This window comes from Streptomyces sp. NPDC001068, from assembly GCF_042897315.1.
Taxonomy (GTDB): Bacteria; Actinomycetota; Actinomycetes; order Streptomycetales; family Streptomycetaceae; genus Streptomyces.
The window spans coordinates 63,125-82,576 of sequence record NZ_JBIAYD010000007.1; the positions used below are offsets into that span (position 1 = coordinate 63,125).

Consider the following 19,452-nt stretch of genomic DNA (forward strand, 5'->3'; position numbering starts at 1 on the left):
GTGATCCGGATCACAGGGCGTAAGGCCGTCGCACCTCCCTTGAGCCGCAAGGAGATCACACGATGCTGCCCTGGAAACGAGCGCTCAGACCCCTGACCGCACTGCTCCTCGCCGCCGCCGTCGCCACCGTCCCCGCAGCCACCGCCCACGCGTCGAGCGCCCCCAGCACCGGCTGGAACGACTACTCCTGCCGTCCCTCCGCCGCCCACCCCCGTCCCGTGATCCTGGTCCACGGCACGCTGGGCAACTCCGTCGACAACTGGCTCTCCCTCGCGCCGTACCTGGAGGACCGCGGCTACTGCGTCTTCTCCCTCGACTACGGCCAGCTGTCCGGCGTCCCCGTCTTCTACGGCCTCGGCCCCATCGACAAGTCGGCGGAGCAACTCTCCGCCTATGTCGACAAGGTGCTCTCCGCGACCGGCGCCGCCAAGGCCGACCTCGTCGGCCACTCCCAGGGCGGCATGATGCCCCGCTACTACCTGAGGTTCCTCGGCGGCGCCGCCAAGGTGAACGCCCTCGTCGGCCTCGCCCCCGACAACCACGGCGCCACCCTCAGCGGCCTCACCAACCTGCTGCCGTACTTCCCCGGTGCCTCGGACCTGATCAAGGCCACCACCCCCGGCCTCGCCGACCAGATCCCCGGCTCCGCGTTCCTCACCAAACTCAACGCGGGCGGCGACACCGTCCCCGGAGTGCACTACACGGTCATCTCCACCAAGTACGACGAGGTGGCCACCCCCTGGCAGAGCCAGTACCTGAGCGGCTCGGACGTCCACAACGTCCTGCTCCAGGACCTGTGCTCGCTCGACCTCTCCGAACACGTGGCGATCGGGCTCTTCGACCGGATCGCCTTCCACGAGGTGGCCAACGCGCTCGACCCGGCACACGCCACCGCCACCAGCTGCGCGTCGGCGTTCAGCTGAGCGGCCCGCCCGGCTGAACGCCGCCGGGGCCTGTCCGGCCTGAGCCGCCGGTCAGGCCCCGAGCCGTGAGGGATCGGCGCCGGCACGCCCGCCGGCGCGGGGCGGATCCCGTGGGGGCACCTCGAAACTAGCCCCGCGACACCGCGGAATCGCCTGCCGGGAGCGGCTGGGGGAGATCCTTATGCTCGCGTTAAGGCGGGGCTAACCGGCGTCTGAGGAAGCGGGGTCGGGAGACCCCGGCTCACCTGGGTCTGAACGCTGCTGCTGTCCGTGAGGGTTCGTGTTCGTCCGCGGTCAGACGCCTGGGTTGGCTCCCAGATTGGCTCCCCGCGTCGTGGTCGGTATGCGCCCTGTGCGCGGACTGCCGGCCTGGGGGAGCATGACCGGACTTGTTGCGCAGGAAGTGGCGTCTGTCCGGAGCGACCTCACGCGTTCGACGTCGGTGCAGCGCTGGCCTGCGATCGGACGGCTGTCATTGGTCGTTGCCGGTTGCCCTGGGCCGCCCTTCGACGGCCCAGGGACGGCCCCGCCCTGCAGCAGCACGGCAGATTTACAGACCGCGCGACCGCGCGGCCCTGACCAGCGAAAAACGAGTGCATTCTCCCGCCTGCCCCACACCGGCCCCACAGGCCCGTTGACACTCTGCACGCAGACACCACCGCGGACCACCCGACGAAGCTGGCCGTTCCCTGGAAGGGAATACGAGCGGATCGATAGGCTGCCGATCTGTCACAACATCTGGGGGATCATGCCTACCGCTGCCGAGCAACGCCTTCTCTCCGAATCCCGAGCATTCCGGATCGTCCACGCGTTCGCCGGGAACGACGCCCTCGGGCTCTTCCAGATGCGGCAGCTTCGCGAAATCGGGAAGCATCGCAGCCTGCGCGGCGTCGCGTTGCAGGACATCTACGGCATACTCCGCGGCCGGGGGGTGCACCACCTGCCCATCGAGCTCACCCGCAACCAAGACGACCACATCGTCGTCTGGAAGCCGGGAACCCCGGGCACAGGGCTACTCGACCGCGTTCGCGCGCTGAGCGAGGCCGCGGGAAGCCGCACCCAGGCCACACAGCTAAGGGACAGCGATGTGTGCACGCTGTACCGCGCGGCATTGCAAGAGCAGCAGAGGATTCGCGTCGCCAGCCTGTGATGCCCGATGGCCGGCCAGCAGCGCAGGCTCGCCCCGGCCATCGACACGTTCACGCCTCCGAGTGGGGGGACCACAGGCAATGACGGTCAGCTTTACAGTCCTCTCAAAATCGCCACTCCATATACCGCTTGACCTGCGCCTTGGCCACGGGCGAGGTCCTCGCGGGACGATCCCGTCCACGTCTCGTCCAGAGTTGCGCGGCAGCGATCTTTGCCTCCCAACACCCAAACCGTGGCGCTCACCCCCGTCATTCGGGTTGCACGGACGCAGCAGCCCGCAGGGGCAACAGCGATGGAGCCAGGGCGCGCCATCCACGACCTCGCTGACCGGTTGACCAGACGTCTTGGAGGGAAGCCCCAACATAAGCGCACCGTAAGGCGTACCTTGGTCCTCATCTGCGGCAGTCGGGGGGTAAATGTCACCGCAATTTAAAGACAAGATGGTGAATCTCACCCTCGGATTAGCAACACTACTGGCCACAGCCTATGCCTTCCTGGCCAGTATCTACGGAAGCAACGAAGGGCCTCACCAGCAACTCTGGATTGCAACAGGCGTCGCATCATCCGCCCTAGCCGTATACGTCGGGAACAGCGAAAAAATGCGCCTGACGGAATATCGGAACAGGATGCAACGCCTAGCAACAGAGGCAGAAGAAAACTACCAAAATCTAGTGGCCAACTTGGCACCAAGCGCTCAACAGGCCGCTGTCATCGCAGACGTGTCACTCCCCCAATTGGAGCGAGACGTGAGGCGCGGCCGACTGGACCAGTCCATAGTGGTAGGAGTTTCAGAGATATCGGAAGGTGCGCGAGGAATCTTCTACCGCTGGGATGCTGGCACCTCCATATTTTCCCTTGTATCCCAATGGCCAACTACGGCCGAGAGGGAAATAAAGAACGGAACTCACGCCGCCTACAGTGCCCTTGAGATCACAGCAACGACAGGCCAGGTGCTAATCCGACACAATACGGCATCGCCTTTCCACTCTACAACTCCAACAGCCGCCGACGACTCTGTCGTTGTAGTACAAGTGATCAGCAACGATAAGACCATCGGGATTCTGGCTATGGATGCCAAGATGAAAACTTTTCCATCTTCGGCGGGATTTTCATCACGCCACGTACGCGAGCTGCTGATTTACGCTGACATGCTCGCCGCCGGGCTAGGGTCATGACGGAACGACAAGGAGTGCGGGTATGAGCAGTCTGCCCAGGCGATTCATAAGGTCGCCACGAAGGCCCGGTCCCGATCCAGACGAGAGCGGATTCTCATGGCAGCTCGGAAATCTAGAAGATTGCTTCCATTCTCCTGCCGAATTTGCGACCACTCGCGGTGACGCATTTCGACAAGCAAGCGAGACGGTCGACGCCAGAACCGCAGAGGCATACGCGGCGCTGCCGGGTACGCGGCCTGGCCTTACAGCCGCAACAAGCGGCGCAGGAATAGCAACAATTACATTGATCGTAATGGGAAACCTTTGGGCGCTTTTGCCTGGGATTCTTTTCCTCGCATTCGCTGCTGTTTGGTACTTGGCCACAACAGCGCGTCCGATGAATCCTTCTCGCGTCGTCGTTCGCAGGCCGGGTACACATCCCTCAGCGTGACCGGATGAAGCGCCGTCCCACGCCTTGTCCCCCTGTCACGCTCAGCCTATAGGCTGGTGTGCACCACCGGCAGAACGGAGTGCCCCGCGCATGGGACCGAAGACAACCAAGGTCTATGAGACGCTCCGCGATCGGCTCACCTCAGGCCGGTACGCCCCCGGCGACAAGTTCACTTCTGAGCGAACGCTGACTGAGGAACTGAGCATCGGCCGGACGGCACTTCGGCAGGTTCTTGCGCGTCTCGTCGCGGAGGGCGCATTGGAGGTTCACGGTCGGAGTTCGTACCGGGTGCCAGGCGCAGTGAGCGTGAAGGCCCCCAATGACCTGGCGCCGTGGCAGATCCATGGTAAACGTGACGTCTACGACAATGAATGGGTCAAACTTCAGGTCTGGGACGTGGAGCCACCCGGTGTGGAGCGATTCGAGCACCACGTAGTGAAGCTTCACCGCGTGGCAGTCACGGCCGTTATTGACGCCCTGGACCGCGTACTCATGCTTTGGCGCTACCGGTTCGTTCCTCAGCAATTCGGTTGGGAACTTCCCGGCGGGATTGTCGACGGGGGCGAAGAACCTTCAGAGACCGCGCTTCGAGAAGTCGTCGAAGAGACGGGATGGCGTCCGAATTCCATTGAGCACGTAGTCACCTACCAGCCAATGGTTGGCATGGTGGACTCCCCTCATGAAATCTTCGTCGCCCATGGCGCCGAAAAAGTCGGCTCCCCGACAGATCTCGAAGAATCGGGACACATCGAATGGGTACCGTTGGCCGATATTCCTGGGCTTATGGCGCGCGGTGAGCTGATGGGGTCCGGCACCCTTGTTGCCCTGCTGCACATCCTTGCCAGCCGGAGCAAGCAGCGGGCTACAACCGCTCACTGAGCAGGTCGACTCGACGGCGCTGCCGTACCGAACCGGTACGGCTCGCCAACAGTCGCGCTTGCCTCAAGTGGGTTTGGGCGTCGTCGTACTCCGCGCGGGCCAAATGAGCCTGAGCCAAGTCCACGTGCATTCCGCCCCTTGCCCGCACAAAGGTAGGGTCCGCTACCTTCAAGGCATCGTAGAGGCTCTTTACGGCCCCCTCATCTCCAAGTAGCGCGAGAACATTCCCCTGCCAGCGGGCAAGGTGCGAACCATTCAGGAAAATACTCAGCATGTCGGGATCACGATCCTCAGGCCCATCAGGAATGCACTCCTGAGCCCTTTCCAGTGCGCGGCGACAATCATCAACCATTTCGGCATGTGCGCACAGTTCCGCTTCGGTGGCATGCAGCCACGCCCTGAGTCGAGGTGAGCCGTTCCGCCCAAGAGAGTTCTGAGCGTCGCGGACCAATTCGACCCCAAGCGCTGGCCGTCCCGCCTCGCAAAGTACATACGCCTGCTCCCCCATGGCATGGGCGAGATACATCGGCGCCTCAGCGTCGCGCGCGGCCCGTTTCGCAAGTTCGTAATGCCGCCATGCCCGCTCAACCGCCCCGGAGTCAATTGCCTGCCACGCCGCAAGGGTTGACGCCCCGGCGAGCGCGAGTGCTACCGGCCGGCGGGCGGACGGCAGTACGGCGAAGTTCAGCGCCTCTTCGAGGGCATCGAGGTGCCCAGTCATCTGGTCTACGAGACCGGCAGCCCCCATCTGGCGGTCCATGGTACGCAGTAGCTCGGTCTGAGCGTTGAACGCGGTGACCATGGATTCGCTGATGCTGGTGGCTGAATCGATCCTGGTGAGCAGTTCGTCGTAACCGCCGGCCATCGGCGGCGCCTGACCGGTCGTGACCCCTCGCAGCTCCGCATCGGTGACACCGAGCAGCTTCCGCAGGATCCCCGCGTACCGGTCCGAGATGGCGCGCTTGCCGTTCTCCCACTCGGACACGTACACACGCAAACTTGCGGTTGAAGCGACGTCCGTGAGGTTCTGCCGGGCGTACTGCTCGATCTCGCGCACCAGTCGCTCCTGCGACCAGCCGCGCGCCGTGCGCGCGCTCCGAAGTCCTGAACTCACAGACCACCGCCCGGCTTAGTCCCGATCAATGTTCCGTCCATGGTGCCTCACATTGCCGCAGGTCAACAGGGCTTAACAGGACGGAAGTTAAGCCCTGTTGGCTACCAGGGCCCCTGTCGCGAGCTGTCTTCTGGAGATGCACCGCGAGGGACTCGCCAAGTAAAACGGCGAACCACCTTGACTCTGGTGCGCACCAGTTGCCATTCTTTTGGTGCGCACCAGTTCACGGGATCGCATCCCATTCGCGGTGGGCAAGCACGCACGACGCTGCAAGACCCCGCTGGAGCCGCTTACACGCGGTCCGGGCGGCATGGGAGACGTCAAAGTCCGTCGTCTTCACGGATTGATCGGTGTCATCGGCTAAGCCGCTGGTCTGACCCTCGGGCGTAGTCCCGGGGACCGGATGGGCGGGGATCCCGGTGGTTGGGCTGCACCCGGTCCATGACAGGTAGCCATTCCAGGGAGATCGACTCAGCGAGTGACGTCTGAGTGACGCGGTGACCGCGCGCCGGCCAAACGGAAGGGAGCAGGGCGCGTACGGAGCCGCGAGAGACAGTGGCGGGCTTTCCCGTCACTCGTCATGCGGGCAGGACACCGGTCGCCGGTGGCCTGCCCGTTTGATGAGGAAGCCAGTGCGGCCCCTCGGGGTGCGACCCGGGGGACCGCGTACAGGCACCTGATGTGGAGGAACCTGTGTTCACCAGTCTGACAGACGCGGAGCGGGACGAACTGGCCCGCAAGGCCGCGGGCGCGAACAAGCGCAGCGAGGACAACGCTCGTGTCCGGGGCGGCCGTTGATGGCCGGCTCGGAGCACGAGAAGACGAAGGACCCGCTGCCGCCGCGTCCGCGTGGTCCGCACCCGTACGCGGTCTGACGGCCGCTGAATTCAACCGCCCCGATGGTCGCAGGCCGGGTTCGACTCCCGGCCGGGGCGCTGTGGCCCGCCACACTCGCGGCGCCGGCCGCCTCCACCGGATCGACCGCCCTCGGCTTCGCCGCGGTCTCCGGCTCTCTCCTTTCCCTTCGAGCTGGGAGCTCCCATGCATGCTTTCGTGTCTGGCCACCGGGCCGACAGTCCACAGGATTTCCTCGAACTCGCCCTCGGCACCCCGGTCGAACTCTGGCTCGGAGTCGAGGGCGAGAGCGAGATGGAGCGTGCGGCACGTCTGGACGCAGCCCGCGACATCCTGACCGACCCCGAGTACGCGAGCGGGCCCGACAACCTGATCCGGCTGGCCGCGCAGGTGGTCGACGACCACCCGGAGCTGTTCAACGTGGTCCCGCTGCCTCGCCCCGCCCGCCGCCGTCCGGCACGCCGGGGGGCCGCGGCATGAGCCAGGAACTGACCCTGGATGGTCTGGCCGTGCCGGTGCGGGTGCTGCGCCTGCTCGCCGCGGACTTCGGGCACCTGCCCGCGCCGGACATCGAGGTGTCGACGGTGTTCCCGGAGCGGTTGGGACTGCACTTCCACGGGAACCTGGCCGACTTCGAGACCTGGCGGGACGCGTTGGGTATCGCCCCGGACGACGTCGCGTACCGCGAGCAGAGCGGCACCACCAGCGTGCTGAGGGCCTCTGTGGACTACGCGGGCGCCGTGCTGGAGCTGGTCGGCTACGGCGACTTACCCGCCCCCGCGCTGGCCGGGACCGCAGGCTGATGGCCGCGTGGGGCAAGTGCTACGACCCGAACGGCGCCCGCCACGGCATCCCCACCTATCCCTGGCGCTACGCCCCGGACGGACTGGCGACCCGCCGGCAGTTACGGGCCCGCGGCCTGCGGCCCGGCGGGCAGCCGGTCGTCGGGCAGATTCTGCGCCCGCGCTACCGGCGTGGCCCGCTGGTCGCCTACCTGTACCGGCTCGACAAGGCCCTGCCGGTCCGGCCGATGACGCCGGCCAAGCGGCGGGCGCTGGAGTGCGCGATGCGGGCCCGCCGGACCTGCCCGCAGTGCCGCAACGACGCCGGATACGTCATCCCCCAGTCCCTCGGGGTCTGTGTCCCCTGCGCCTACCCCGACCAGTAGAAACGGAGTGAAGAACATGGAAGCCAAGTACGTGGTGCGGAAGGCGGCTCACTGGAGCCTGCCGGTCGCACTGACCGGCATGTCCCTCGGGTGGACCGTCTACGCGGTGGGGGAGATCCTCTCCCGTCAGGCGCCGCCCGCGCTCGCGATGACGGTGGCCGGTATCTACGACGCGGTGTGGCTTTACGCGCTGGCGATGGAGACCGCGCACCGCCGCCAGGGCTCCAAGGGCACCCTGCCCGCCGTCCTCGGGTGGGTGTTCCTGGTGACCTCGGTCGGGGTGCTGTTCACCCACGGCCTGATGTACGCCACCCCCGCCGTCGCCGTCATCGGCGCCGTCGTACCGGCCGCCGCGAAAGCCACGCTCATCATGGCGGTGGAACGGGAGTCCACCCGGATCTCTTCGGGGGCGCAGCAGCAGATCGACGCGGTGCGCAGCGCGACCCGGGACCAGGTGGCCATCGGCCGCGCCGTCACCCGCGCCAAGGCCGATCGACACAAGACAGCCGCGGTGCTGGAGCGCGAGGAGCGCAAGGCCCGCGGCCAGGCCCAGAAGGTCCGCCACGAGGCAGCCGAGGAACTCGCGAAGCTCACCACCGACCACCCCGTTGACACCGACCCGCAGGACGTCCCGGCGCTGTTCTCGGACGACGATCTGGCCCGTGTGCTGGGGCAGTGGACACAGGACGGCGTGTCCCCCGTGTCCCCGCAGGTCGCCCCCGTGTCCCCGGCCGGTGAACTCACCGCTCCGCAGGATGCGGGACACACCCCGGTCGACCTGACCGGGCTCGCCGAAGTCGCGGCCGTGGCCGGCGTCGCAACCCCGGAGCCGGGCGAGCCGCTGACCGAGGAACAGCTCACGGTCGTCCTGCGGTGGCTGCGGCACTCCGACAACCCGCCGCTGTCCTACCGCAAGGCCCTGACCGCCTACCGCGCGGCCGGGTTCTCCGCGAAGGAGGAGCGGGTGCGCAAGGCGTACGCCGCACTGATCGACGCGGAAGACGCACAGCCCTGACCCAGCGTCCGGCACACATCAATGAAGACCAGCCCAGGGCAATTGGGCTGGCCTTCGTTGCGACTGCCGGAGCAGTCGACCGCACCAGTGAAGCAGACCCGGCAAGCCCACGGCGAGCGGCACCCTCGCAGACCCGCAGGCAGACCCGGCGAGCTGACCACACCCCCACGGTCCACCGTACCGGGGCGCCCGCCTTCAACCCTTCTGAACAGCGCATTCCCGCCTGATTCGGCAGGCCCGGCCAATCGCCTCCTACAGCACCGGCCGGGCCCTACTCCCCTAAGGAGTGCTCACAGCATGACGGACCTCACCACCGAGCCGGTAGCCGTTGAGGCTGCCCCCACCGCACCGCCTCCGCCGCCCGACACCCCGCCGAACGCCGGGCAGGGTGGGAAGGAGGTGGAGCACACGCCCGGCGGCTGGCCGGTCGTCCCCCTCGCCCTGACCGGGGCGAACAGCACCATTGGCGCGGTCGCCGCCGCGTCCCTGGCCGGCGGCCCGATCGCCGCGGCCGTCGCCGCAACCGGCATGGTCGTCCTCGGCACCATCGCCGCCGCCCGCTCCCGCAGGCCCAACTCGCGCCGCGAGGTACGCAGGGCCGCGGCCCGCGCCGCCGGCCGTTCCGCCGCCCGCACCGCCGGACTGCGCAGCAGCGGTACCAGCCCCTCGGGCACCCGTTCGGCCGGTTTACGCGCCGGTCGCTCCGGTGGCCGGCCGGGCACGGTGCCCGGCCAGCACCGCCGTAGGGCTGGTGGCGCCGGTAGCCGCGGCAACACCTCCATCAGCGGGAACACGCCCCGCAACGGCGCCCGGCACGCGTCCAAGCACGCCACGGGCAGCACGGCCGCGGGCCGGGTCGGGCAGGTCAAGGCCCTGCGGGCGGCGCAGAAGGCGGCGGCCGGTTCGCGTTCCGGGCAGCGGGCGCAGACCACCAGCGCGCGGCGTGCGGTCGCCGATGCCCGCCGCAACGCCAACACCCCCACCCACAAGACGCGTTCGGGAAAGCGGCCCGGTGTGACCGGCCGCCTGGCCGGTGCGACCGTCCGTAAGGTCCGCGCCGGGCGGGATGCGGCCGTGGCCGCGCAGCGTGCGAAGCGTGACGCCCGGAACGCGGGGACGGTGGCCGCGCAGCGGGCGCAGGTCCGCAAGGCCCCGGCTCGTAAGGCGGCGCGGCAGGCGTTGCGCAGGTCCGCGGCCCGCTTCCACGGCCGCCGCCTTCTCGCCGCTCTGCTCGCCCTGCCGGTCGGCCTGTTGGGCTGTCTGACCACGCCGATCGGCCGGAAGTTCGACCTTCCGTGGCTGATGTATCCCGGCCGCCGCCTGTTCTGGGGCCAGGTCCGCAACGCCACCCAGCAGCGCACCGCACGCGACCAGATGACCCGCCAGACCCAACGCGAGCAGGAAGCCGCCGCCGACGCCGAAGCCGCCACCGATGGCACGGACGGCATCGCGGACGGCATCGAGCGGCCCGCATCCAAGGTCCCCACCCCCGGCACATCCGAGGTCAGTGAAGGAGAGCACGTGTCCGGTTTCCGGTTCGAAGAGGCCGCTGAGGAGATGGAGCAGGCGGCCAACGCCTACGAGCCCGAGAGCGCCATGGAGATCCTCGCCATGGTCGAGGGGCTCCCGGCCGCGCTGACCAGCGTGGCCAACGTGATGAAGACCCTCGCGGAGCGCTCCGACTCCGAGTTCCCGCTGGAGAAGGAAGTCGCGGACGGCTTCAACGACATCTTCGGCGCCCTGATGAGCGCCGTCGCGGTCGCCGAAGACATGGGTCCGCTGTTCCGGCAGGCCCACGAGCAGGACATCGCCCGCCACGAGGACCCCCGCAACGGCACCGAGGCAGAGAAGGGCTGGAACGTCTGAGATGAGCAGCACCGCCACCACCCGCCACAACGCGAGCAGTGGCCCGGTGCTGGACTGGGCTGCCGGTCACGGACCCGTGACCGGCGCCCTGTCCGCGACCACCGGAGCCTTCGCCGTCGCCACCACCGGCGCCGCCACCCACATGCCCCCCGCATGGGCTATCGCGGTCGGCGCCGCCGGCGCGCTGGGCCACACCATCGCCGGGCTGCGCGTGCGCAACGCCGGCCGCACCCTCGCCACCCGCGCCGCGTCCTGGCTCGTCGGCGCCGGATGGACCACCTGGGCCATGACTCACGGCCCTCTCACCTGGGCTGCGCTCGGATCGCTGGCCACGATCGGCGTCGGGATCGGCGCCGCCGCCCGCTCCGCCGCGCTGTTCGAGGAGGCGCGGGAAGAGGAAGCCATCGCCGCCGAACAACGGCAGATCGCCGCCGACTTGTCCGCGGAGCGCCGGGCGATCGCAGCGGAATGGGTCGACCGCATCCAACGGGTGTGCTCGATCACCGTGCGCGTGGTCGGGGTGGAGACGTGGGCCACCGGCACCGGGTTCTCCATCGACGCCGAACTCCCGCCCGGCGGCGCCACCTGGAACAGGATCGCTTCCGAATCGCCGCGCCTGTCCGCGGACGCCCGCCTGCCGCACGGCTGCACCGCCGTCGCCACCCCGGGCATCCACCAGGGCCGGGTCATCATCGACGTGACCACCGTCAACGTCCTGGAAGAGGAACGCACCTACCCCGCCGACTACGGCCCGCTCTCGGTCCACACGGGTATCCCGTGGGGGTACCGCACCAACGCGGAGCACATCCTCGCCTACCTACGCGAACAGTGCGCGCTGGTCGTCGGCCCCACTGGATCCGGCAAGACCAACATGGTCCACACGATCCTCGCCGGGTTCGCCCGAGCCGAGGACGTCCTGACGTGGGTGATCGACCTCAACGCCGGATCCGCCGGCCTGCCGTGGGTGCTGCCCGCACTGAACGGGCAGATCGAGACCCCGGACGGCAAGTCCGTGCGGCCCGGGGTCGACTGGCTCGCGGGCACGTTCGATGAGGCCCTGCTGATGCTGGACACCGCGGTACAGGTCGCCAAGCACCGGAAGATGGGCTATCAGGACCTGCTGTCCAAGGCCAACACCGACCTGCTGCCGATCAGCGCGCGGATTCCTCAGATCATGCTGGTCATCGATGAGGGTGCGGAGATCCTGGCCAGCCCGGACCGGCAGATGCGCAAGCTCGCGGAGAAGATCCTCGAAGTCATCCGGATCGCCCGCGCCATGGGCCTGCGCACCGTCCTGACCGCCCTCGGAGCCACCGGCAGCGTGCTCGGGAATCTGATGATCCGTCGCGAGGGCAAGGTGCGCGTTGCCCTGACCGGGGGTGAGACCGAGGGCATGGACCTGAGCAAGATGTTCCCCGGCACCCGCGGCCTGCGCGTCGACCAGGCCCCCTACAAGGGCGCCGGGTTCATGGGCACCCCGGAGTCGCCGGCCGCCCTGTTCAAGGCGTGGCGGATCCTGCCCAACCAGATCCGCGACATCATCGCCGCCACCTCCAACCGACACCCCCGGCTCGATGACGTGTCCGTGAAAGCCGCCGGCCCGGCCTACGCACGGCGCTGGGACGCAGAGCGCACCGCATGGATGCGCGACCACACCCTCGACACCGACACCGACGCGGGGGCGTACGGGCCGGCGTCCGGGCTGAAGCTGTCCGCCCTGGACAGTCAGGGCACGGGACCGGTCTCGCCGGAAGACGAGATGCTCGCCCGCTTTCGAGCCGAGATCGACGCGCAGTTCGCGACCGCCCCGGACCCGCAGGGTCCGACCGAGCAGGCCCCGCCAGCCGCGCCGGGCGGGCTGAACCTGTCGGCACTGCGAGGCGAGCAGGACAACTCGGCTCAACAGGCCGCGCTCGCCCTGCTCCTCGCCGCCGGCACCGAGGGCACCGGAGCATCCGCCATCGCCCGCGCCCTCGCCGACGAGCACGGCACGACCCGGCAAACGGTCGTCGGCTGGCTCAAGACCTGGGTCAGCGACGGCACCGCCGTCCGCGTCGGGGAGGGCACCAAAGCCCGCTACGTCCACCGCCGGCACGCCCCGGAATCCGGTGCCGAAGGGTGAACGGAGAAGGGGGGTGGGAGCACGGATCCCAATTCCAGTCCCGGGCTGGATGCCGGGGACCTTCCTACCCACCCCCCATGGCCGCGAGTCCCCAACGATCTCCGTCCGGCCCAACATCCGCACAGTAACCAGAGCCACTGACAGAGCCCGCAGCGCGGCCCTTGTCGCCTGTCGCGCAGGCACACAGCACAGGCCCCCGGACGGCTCTGCGAGGGCCGGAAACGGCTTGTGACCTGGGAGGCGACAAGCGACAAGACAAGACAAGCGACAAGCCGCACGACAAGACAGACGACAAGTAACGCGACAAGCCACCACGCGGGCAGCACCCGGACGCCGGGCGCTGCCCGCCCTCGTTTCCGGGAGGCCGCTCGTGATCGTTTCCCTGTCCGCCGTCGCCCTCTTCGGGGTGCTCGCCTTCGTCCTGCTGCGCGGCCGCTACCTCGGACCGTTCAGCGCGCTTGTGCTCTTCCTGTTCGGGTTCTTCACCGCCGGCACCGGCGCCGCCGGACCCGTCCGCGCCATGTGCCTGGCGCTCGCCGAAGCCGCCAGCCACCTCACCTGACCCGCCGGGAGTTCCCGTCATGCCCGAGTACGACCCGAGTGCGGCCTGGCAGCCGCGGATGACCGACGCCGAAGCCACCGCCGAAGCCCGCCGCATCATCGCTGACGCCTACCAGCCCGCGCCTCAGATGCCGACCGCGTACCGCGACACCAGCCCGCTGCCCGCCTACGGCAGCACCCCGCCCGTCCCGCAGCCCGACCGCCGGATCGTCCCGGGGTGGGCCGCGGGCACCGCCGTGGCCGGCATCGGGGTCGGTGCCACCTGTGTGGGGATCGGGTGCGGGATCTGGCTCGCCTGCCAGGGCTTCGCCGCCGTCACGTTGACCAGCGTCCTGTTCGTCACCCTGCCCATCGCGGGCGTGGCCGGGATCGTCGCCGCCGTGGGATCCGCGCTGCGCTCCCTGAGGGACGTCCACACCGAAACCCACCACCACTACGCCGGTCCGGTCCGGCAGGAGACCAACAGCATTACCGCGCCCGCGTACGGGCTGATCGCCCGCAACCGCAACCACCTCAACACCTGACCAGGAGCACCGTGTTCGAGATCCGCGTCATCTGCGAGCCGGCCGACACCGACCGCATCACCCAAGCCCTCACGGCCGTGTTCGACACCGGCCCGGCACGCCAGTACCCCACCCGCGACCACCAGCGCGTGCGCCTGTACTTCACCGCCGACCGCCAGCCCACCAGCCTTGAGAGCGAGTGACCATGTCGTTCGGAGAGACCCCGATCACCCTCGTCGGCAACCTGACCGACGACCCCGAGCTGAAGTTCACCGAAGGCGGCGCCGCCCTGGCGAAGTTCACCATCGCCGTCACCCCGCGCACCTTCGACCGCACCACCAGCCAGTGGAAGGACGGCACTACCGCCTTCTACCGCTGCGCCGCCTGGCGCACCCTCGCCGAACACGTCACCGAATCCATGACCAAGGGATCCCGGGTGGTGGCCACCGGCCGGATGCGACAGCACGACTGGACCACCGACCAGGGCGAGAAGCGCTCCATGCTCGCCGTCGAGGTGGACGACATCGGAGCGTCCGTCCGCTTCACCACCGTCACCGTCAACGCCAAGCGCGCCGGCCAGTCCGGCCCGGCCGGCGACGGCGACCCGTGGGCCACCGGCGGTTCGGCCGCGGGCGGCGCGGACGCCGAACCGCCGTTCTAGCTGTGCCCGGGGCGGCCGTCCGATCTCGCCAGGACACACGGCCGCCCCGGCCAACCAGTCCACAACAGACCTGCTGGAGGCACCCGAACATGCCCCATCCCCCCGCCGCGCTGCCCGAGGGCGGCAACGTCAGCCTGTGCACCGGCTCCGCCGCGCTGGACCAGGCCGTGGAAGCCGCGACCGGCCTGCCCACGGTCATGGTCGGTGAGAAGGACCCGGCCGCCTCCCGGCTGCTGGCCGCGCGCCTGCCCCACGCCCGCAACCTCGGAGACATCACCACCGTCGACTGGCCCGCCCTCGCCGCCCAGTCGCCGCGACCGGCGTCGCTGACCGCCGGGTTTCCCTGCCAGGACATTTCCAACGCCGGACCTCGGGGAGGGATTGCCGGTGACCGCTCCGGACTCTGGAAAACCATCGCCGAAGCCGTTCGCCACCTTCGACCCCGGCTCGTCTTCCTGGAAAACGTCGCAGCCATCCGCAGCCGCGGACTCGACGTCGTCGCCGCCGACCTGGCCGCGATCGGGTATGACGCACGCTGGATGTGCCTACGCGCTGGAGACCCCGAGGTCGGAGCCTGCCACCGCCGCGACCGCTGGTTCGCCGTCGCGTATCCCGCTGCTGAAGACCCCCACCTCCCAGCTCGGCAGGAACGGCGGACCGCAGCACCCGGACAAACGCCGGGCGGGCGGGCACGGGCCCACGCTGGAGGACGAAGTGGTGTTCTTGCTGCCCCCGACGCGGCCTTGAGGCTGCTGCCCACGCCGGCCGCCGCGGACGGAACCGGCGGCCCCGGCATCTCAGCCAAGCGCAAGGGCGGCATGAACCTGCGGACCGCCGTCACCTTGCTGCCGACCCCGGCGGCACGGGACTGGAAGTCCGGCGCCTCCAACCTGATCGGCGTCAACTCCCGGCCGCTGAACGAGGTGGTGGTCAACCTGCTGCCCACCCCCAAGGCCTCGGACGGACCGCACGGCGGACCCAACCAGCGCGACACGGCCGGGAACTACTACCTCCCCGGCCAGGCCGTCCGTCTGGACGGCCGGTGGGTGGCCACCAACGGCACCGACTACGGGCCCGCGATCCGCCGCTGGGAAACCGTGCTGGGGCGGTCCGCGCCGGAGCCGACCGAGGCCGGGACCAAGGGCAACCGTCGGCTGTCCCCGGCGTTCGTGGAATGGATGATGGGCGCCGATCCCGGCTGGGTCACCGATGCGGAGCTGGGGCTGTCCCGCTCCGACCAGCTCAAGATCCTCGGCAACGGCGTCGTCATCCACCAGGCCCACTACGCCTACCGCGCGCTGCTCGCCACCCTCGCCCCAGAGACCGCGGCTCCGGCTGTGGCGTCGCAGCTCGCCCTGGACATCGCCTGAAGACGCCCGGGGCGGTCGCCCGATCTCGCCAAAGACACGCGACCGCCCCGGCCAACCAGTCCGCAACAGACCTGTTGGAGGTATCCAGCTTGACCCATCAGCAATCCCTGCGCGATGCCGCGCTCCATGCGGCCGCACGCGGCTGGCACGTCTTCCCGCTCCGTCCCGGCAGCAAGCAACCGGCCCTGCACGGCGCCGACCGGTGCCAGAGCACCGGGGACTGCGTCGGCGGACACCTCAAGTGGGAGCAGCGGGCCACCACCGACCCGCGGCGCATCGTGCCGTGCTGGGAGACCAGTCTCGCCAACGTCGCCATCGCGACCGGGCCGTCCGGTCTGGTCGTGGTCGACCTGGACGTGCCGAAGGAGAAGAGCAGTGCGGGCACGCCTGACGGCGTGACCTTCTTTCTGGCGCTCTGCGAGCGCGCCGGACAGCCCTGGCCCACCACCTTCACGGTGCGGACTTCGAGCGGCGGCATGCACCTGTACTTCACCGCCCCGCCTGGCACCCGGCTGACCAACACCGCGGGCAAGCTCGCGCCTCTGGTCGACACCCGTGCCTGGGGCGGCTACGTCGTCGCCCCTGGCAGCACCGTCAACGGCGCCCCCTACACGGTCACGTCCCCCTGGTCCGTCGCGGAACTGCCGGCATGGCTGCTCGCCCCCCTCCAGCCGGCAGCCTTGCCGCCGCAGCGGGACGTGCGGGTTTCCCTGGCCAGTCGTTCGCGCTCAGCCCGCTACCTGCGAGCAGCGGTCGAAGACGAACTCCAGCGTGTGACGCGCTCAGGCCCCAACCAGCACAACACCGCGCTCTACCGCGCGTCGGTGGCTCTGGGACAGCTGGTCGCGGGAGGCGAACTCGCCGCGCACGAGGTGACCGAATGGCTTGTCACCGCGAGCAGCAGCGTCGGCCAGGGCGAACGCGAAGCACGCGCCACCATCGCCTCAGGCCTGCGGGCGGGTGCCAAACGGCCGCGTCGGATGAGTAGTTGACACGGTTGGCTGCGCCAACCGGCTGCAACATGGTTGGGGGGCCATCCCCCCGACCATGTTGCAGCCGTCTTTTCGCCGGTCCCGGCGGACCATGACCCATCGGGAGAGCCCCTCCGTGACGACAGATGCCCCTGTGGAGACCGCCTTACTGCTCCAGCAGGCTGCCGCGTCCTTTCAGCCGCTCGCCGGTGAGCCTTCCCCGTTCGGCCAGCCGCCCGGCTACCCGCTCGCCGGTCTACAGGTCCCCCTGGCCGGCTACGCCGACGAAGCCGCACTCGCCACGGCCGTGCTGGGACGCCTGGCCCCCTGGTTCCACATCCAGCGCGAGGTCACCGGCACCCACCCCACCGGCAACCCCTGCCGCATAGACGCCGTCCTCAGACCCCGTGACGCCCACGTCTGGAAGAACCCACAGATAGCGCTCGGAGTCGAATTCAAGGCCTGGGAAACCCACGTCGGGGACGCGAGCAGGAAAGACCGCATCGGCTGGGTCGCCCAGGCCATCGACTACTCCATGGTCGACTGGGACGGCTACGGACGTCTGCCGGTCCTCATGTGCCCCGACCCCTTCGTCCGGAACCGCAACCTCCCCGGCGACGGCGTGGACGACCTGGGCCATTTCATCGACGGACTTCTCGGCCAGTACAACGTCGGCTACCTCACCGTCTTCAACGGCAGTGGGCTCACCATGCTCATGTACGGCATGAACACCATCTGGTACGAGCGCCGCGGCGTTTCCAACGGCAAGAACTGGAGCCTGCGCCCCCGCACGGGACATCGCAGGTAGAGGCGCCACCAGTCGTGCCGTAACCCCTCAAATTCCCGGAGCGACCGCCCCATCTCGCCAAAGACACGCGGTCGCTCCGGTCACCCCTGCCCTCACGCAGAGATCAGGAGACATCCAGCATGACCGACCCCGTCCCCTTCCGGCGACCCCAAGCAGTGGGAACGCCCCAACCCTCAGCCGCCAGCGGTCCCCGATCCACGAACGGCGTGAGCGGCCGAAAGAAGGCCGCCCGCAAGGGCGTCCTTTCAGCTCTCCGTTCTGACCCGCACCCGACCGGCCATCCTCGCCAGGACCGCGAGGATCCGACGCCGGACCGGCCGGGGATCTGCATCTACGCCCCGCCGGTCTACCGCCACCACTACGACGGCGCCCGCTGGTCCAAGCGCTACGGCGACACCCCCACCGCCGCCTACACCTGCCCCTGCGGCCGGTCCGACACCGCCAAGGGACAGGACGCCGTGGCCGACCTGGTCACCGAGTACGAAGCACACAAGAAACTCTGCACCGGCGCACCCGCCCTCCGCACCGAAAGGAGGAACGCCGCATGACCAGGCCCCAAGCCCCCATCGACGGCGCCGCACTGCTGGATGAGGTGGAAGCCTTCCACCGCCGCTTCAACATCTTCCCCACCGAGCACGCCTACGTCGCCGTCGCCCTGTGGGACGCGCACGCGCACCTCATGGACGCCCTCGACGGCACCGCCCGCATCGCCTTCCTCAGCCCTGAACCGGGCTCGGGCAAGTCACGGGCCCTGGAGATCATCGAGACCCTCACCCCGCGCTCCGCGACCACCGTCAACGCCTCCGCCAACGCCCTGTTCCGGCTCGTCTCCGCAGACGAAGGCACCCCAACCCTGCTCTTCGACGAGATCGACACCGTGTTCGGGCCGAAGGCCGGCGGCAACGAGGAAGTTCGCGGGTTCCTGAACTCCGGCTACCGGCGTGGCGCCAAGTCCCTGCGCTGCATCGGGGACGGATCCGACCAGAAAGCCGCGTTCCTGCCCTCGTTCTGCGCTGTCGCCATGGCCGGACTCGGCTCCCTGCCGGACACGATCCTGACCCGCTCCGTCATCATCCGCATGCGCAAGAAGGCACCCAACGAAAAGTGCGAGCCCTACCGGCGCCGCGTCCACGAAAAGCAGGGCCACGCCCTGCGCGACCGGCTCGCCGACTGGGCAGCTCCCCTGCACGACCAGATTGCGAACGCCTGGCCGGACATGCCCGAAGGCATCACCGACCGGCCGGCCGACGTGTGGGAGCCCCTCCTCGCGGTCGCGGACGCGGCCGGCGGACACTGGCCCGAGCGGGCCCGCGCCGCCTGCGTCGCGCTCATCAAGGCTGCGGGGGAGGGTGAGGAAGCCTCGCTCGGGGTGCGGCTGCTGACCGACCTGCGCGACCGCGTGTTCTGCGGAGTCGACAAGCTGCCCACCGCCGCGATCCTCGAAGTCCTCCACGGGATCGATGACGCGCCGTGGGCCGACATGAGCGAGGACGGGCAGTACATCAAGCCCCTCAACGCCCGCGCCCTGGCCAAGCTGTTGAGCCAGTACGTCCGCCCCGACAACAAACCGATCAAGCCCAAGGGAATCCGCGTCGGCAGCAACACCCCCAAGGGCTACTACGCGGAAGACCTCAGCGACGCCTGGGCCCGGTACTGCCCCCCTCCCCCCGGAAAGTCCGCAACAGCCGCAACAGCCGCAACATCGCAGGTCAACGGGGGTGAAGTTGTGGCGGAAGGCCCTTCCGAGACCCGCCACATGTTCGCGGAATCCGACACACGCACCCTCCGCAGCGTCGGCTGACCGGCCACACCCCCAGGTGCCCCCGCGCATCCCGTGCGGCGGCATCTATCCGCAACACAAACGGCATCCGCCACAGATTCA

The 19,452-nt window shown here is 69.0% G+C and carries 20 protein-coding genes; 19 read left to right on the plus strand and 1 reads right to left on the minus strand.

Annotation, left to right across the window (positions count from 1 at the left end; translation table 11 throughout):
• Positions 1–62 precede the first annotated feature (62 nt).
• From ACFY3I_RS20470 to ACFY3I_RS20485, 4 genes are all read left to right on the plus strand, one after another.
• Positions 63–923, plus strand: coding sequence for an esterase/lipase family protein (locus ACFY3I_RS20470; protein ID WP_390861847.1), 861 nt, complete (start codon positions 63–65; stop codon positions 921–923).
• Positions 924–1,671: 748 nt separating this feature from the next.
• Entirely contained in the window at positions 1,672–2,073 is a 402-nt protein-coding gene (locus tag ACFY3I_RS20475; RefSeq protein ID WP_390861849.1) for a hypothetical protein, read from the plus strand.
• A 439-nt stretch (positions 2,074–2,512) separates the two neighbouring features.
• Positions 2,513–3,247, plus strand: a complete 735-nt coding sequence (locus tag ACFY3I_RS20480) for a hypothetical protein (protein WP_390861850.1) — start codon at positions 2,513–2,515, stop codon at positions 3,245–3,247.
• Positions 3,248–3,767: 520 nt separating this feature from the next.
• The gene (locus ACFY3I_RS20485) at positions 3,768–4,556 is read left to right on the plus strand and encodes an NUDIX domain-containing protein (RefSeq protein WP_390861851.1); all 789 of its coding nucleotides are present in this window, start codon (positions 3,768–3,770) and stop codon (positions 4,554–4,556) included.
• Here the strand turns inward: ACFY3I_RS20485 and ACFY3I_RS20490 are convergent.
• Positions 4,540–5,547 carry an XRE family transcriptional regulator gene (locus ACFY3I_RS20490; protein ID WP_390862162.1) on the minus strand — a complete coding sequence of 336 codons (1,008 nt, stop codon included), beginning with the start codon at positions 5,545–5,547 and terminating at the stop codon, positions 4,540–4,542. The genes ACFY3I_RS20485 and ACFY3I_RS20490 overlap by 17 nt on opposite strands.
• Before the next feature lie 1,164 nt (positions 5,548–6,711).
• Between ACFY3I_RS20490 and ACFY3I_RS20495 the strand changes: the two genes are divergently transcribed.
• From ACFY3I_RS20495 to ACFY3I_RS20565, 15 genes are all read left to right on the plus strand, one after another.
• Positions 6,712–7,005 carry a hypothetical protein gene (locus ACFY3I_RS20495; protein ID WP_390861852.1) on the plus strand — a complete coding sequence of 98 codons (294 nt, stop codon included), beginning with the start codon at positions 6,712–6,714 and terminating at the stop codon, positions 7,003–7,005.
• Entirely contained in the window at positions 7,002–7,328 is a 327-nt protein-coding gene (locus ACFY3I_RS20500) for a hypothetical protein (RefSeq protein ID WP_390861853.1), read from the plus strand. The genes ACFY3I_RS20495 and ACFY3I_RS20500 overlap by 4 nt, the downstream gene beginning before the upstream one ends.
• A complete protein-coding gene (locus ACFY3I_RS20505; RefSeq protein WP_390861854.1) occupies positions 7,328–7,693 on the plus strand; it encodes an RRQRL motif-containing zinc-binding protein in 366 nt (121 codons plus the stop codon). The genes ACFY3I_RS20500 and ACFY3I_RS20505 overlap by 1 nt, the downstream gene beginning before the upstream one ends.
• Positions 7,694–7,709: 16 nt before the next feature.
• Positions 7,710–8,708 (plus strand): hypothetical protein, encoded by a 999-nt coding sequence (locus tag ACFY3I_RS20510; protein WP_390861855.1) that lies wholly within the window; start codon positions 7,710–7,712, stop codon positions 8,706–8,708.
• 297 nt (positions 8,709–9,005) lie between these two features.
• The gene (locus ACFY3I_RS20515; protein WP_390861856.1) at positions 9,006–10,574 is read left to right on the plus strand and encodes a hypothetical protein; all 1,569 of its coding nucleotides are present in this window, start codon (positions 9,006–9,008) and stop codon (positions 10,572–10,574) included.
• 1 nt (position 10,575) lies between these two features.
• On the plus strand, positions 10,576–12,696 hold the full coding sequence (locus ACFY3I_RS20520; RefSeq protein WP_390861857.1) for a hypothetical protein: 2,121 nt from the start codon (positions 10,576–10,578) through the stop codon (positions 12,694–12,696).
• Between the two features lie 370 nt (positions 12,697–13,066).
• Complete coding sequence (locus ACFY3I_RS20525) at positions 13,067–13,258, plus strand: hypothetical protein (RefSeq protein ID WP_390861858.1); 192 nt, start codon at positions 13,067–13,069, stop codon at positions 13,256–13,258.
• Between the two features lie 19 nt (positions 13,259–13,277).
• On the plus strand, positions 13,278–13,781 hold the full coding sequence (locus ACFY3I_RS20530) for a hypothetical protein (protein WP_390861860.1): 504 nt from the start codon (positions 13,278–13,280) through the stop codon (positions 13,779–13,781).
• A gap of 11 nt (positions 13,782–13,792) precedes the next feature.
• Complete coding sequence (locus tag ACFY3I_RS20535; protein WP_390861861.1) at positions 13,793–13,963, plus strand: hypothetical protein; 171 nt, start codon at positions 13,793–13,795, stop codon at positions 13,961–13,963.
• A 2-nt stretch (positions 13,964–13,965) separates the two neighbouring features.
• A complete protein-coding gene (gene ssb, locus ACFY3I_RS20540) occupies positions 13,966–14,421 on the plus strand; it encodes a single-stranded DNA-binding protein (protein ID WP_390861863.1) in 456 nt (151 codons plus the stop codon).
• Between the two features lie 89 nt (positions 14,422–14,510).
• Positions 14,511–15,791 (plus strand): DNA cytosine methyltransferase, encoded by a 1,281-nt coding sequence (locus ACFY3I_RS20545; RefSeq protein ID WP_390861864.1) that lies wholly within the window; start codon positions 14,511–14,513, stop codon positions 15,789–15,791.
• An 89-nt stretch (positions 15,792–15,880) separates the two neighbouring features.
• On the plus strand, positions 15,881–16,783 hold the full coding sequence (locus tag ACFY3I_RS20550; protein WP_390861866.1) for a bifunctional DNA primase/polymerase: 903 nt from the start codon (positions 15,881–15,883) through the stop codon (positions 16,781–16,783).
• 133 nt (positions 16,784–16,916) lie between these two features.
• Entirely contained in the window at positions 16,917–17,570 is a 654-nt protein-coding gene (locus ACFY3I_RS20555; RefSeq protein ID WP_390861867.1) for a hypothetical protein, read from the plus strand.
• A 206-nt stretch (positions 17,571–17,776) separates the two neighbouring features.
• Positions 17,777–18,118 (plus strand): hypothetical protein, encoded by a 342-nt coding sequence (locus ACFY3I_RS20560; RefSeq protein WP_390861868.1) that lies wholly within the window; start codon positions 17,777–17,779, stop codon positions 18,116–18,118.
• Entirely contained in the window at positions 18,115–19,371 is a 1,257-nt protein-coding gene (locus tag ACFY3I_RS20565; protein WP_390861869.1) for a DUF3631 domain-containing protein, read from the plus strand. The genes ACFY3I_RS20560 and ACFY3I_RS20565 overlap by 4 nt, the downstream gene beginning before the upstream one ends.
• Positions 19,372–19,452: the final 81 nt, after the last annotated feature.

What these genes read in the sequence shown, in the direction of transcription:
- ACFY3I_RS20470 (WP_390861847.1), top strand. Translation starts at nt 63, where the DNA reads ATGCTGCCCTGGAAACGAGCGCTCAGACCCCTGACCGCACTGCTCCTC.
- ACFY3I_RS20475 (WP_390861849.1), top strand. Translation starts at nt 1,672, where the DNA reads ATGCCTACCGCTGCCGAGCAACGCCTTCTCTCCGAATCCCGAGCATTC.
- ACFY3I_RS20480 (WP_390861850.1), top strand. Translation starts at nt 2,513, where the DNA reads ATGGTGAATCTCACCCTCGGATTAGCAACACTACTGGCCACAGCCTAT.
- ACFY3I_RS20485 (WP_390861851.1), top strand. Translation starts at nt 3,768, where the DNA reads ATGGGACCGAAGACAACCAAGGTCTATGAGACGCTCCGCGATCGGCTC.
- ACFY3I_RS20495 (WP_390861852.1), top strand. Translation starts at nt 6,712, where the DNA reads ATGCATGCTTTCGTGTCTGGCCACCGGGCCGACAGTCCACAGGATTTC.
- ACFY3I_RS20500 (WP_390861853.1), top strand. Translation starts at nt 7,002, where the DNA reads ATGAGCCAGGAACTGACCCTGGATGGTCTGGCCGTGCCGGTGCGGGTG.
- ACFY3I_RS20505 (WP_390861854.1), top strand. Translation starts at nt 7,328, where the DNA reads ATGGCCGCGTGGGGCAAGTGCTACGACCCGAACGGCGCCCGCCACGGC.
- ACFY3I_RS20510 (WP_390861855.1), top strand. Translation starts at nt 7,710, where the DNA reads ATGGAAGCCAAGTACGTGGTGCGGAAGGCGGCTCACTGGAGCCTGCCG.
- ACFY3I_RS20515 (WP_390861856.1), top strand. Translation starts at nt 9,006, where the DNA reads ATGACGGACCTCACCACCGAGCCGGTAGCCGTTGAGGCTGCCCCCACC.
- ACFY3I_RS20520 (WP_390861857.1), top strand. Translation starts at nt 10,576, where the DNA reads ATGAGCAGCACCGCCACCACCCGCCACAACGCGAGCAGTGGCCCGGTG.
- ACFY3I_RS20530 (WP_390861860.1), top strand. Translation starts at nt 13,278, where the DNA reads ATGCCCGAGTACGACCCGAGTGCGGCCTGGCAGCCGCGGATGACCGAC.
- ssb (WP_390861863.1), top strand. Translation starts at nt 13,966, where the DNA reads ATGTCGTTCGGAGAGACCCCGATCACCCTCGTCGGCAACCTGACCGAC.
- ACFY3I_RS20545 (WP_390861864.1), top strand. Translation starts at nt 14,511, where the DNA reads ATGCCCCATCCCCCCGCCGCGCTGCCCGAGGGCGGCAACGTCAGCCTG.
- ACFY3I_RS20565 (WP_390861869.1), top strand. Translation starts at nt 18,115, where the DNA reads ATGACCAGGCCCCAAGCCCCCATCGACGGCGCCGCACTGCTGGATGAG.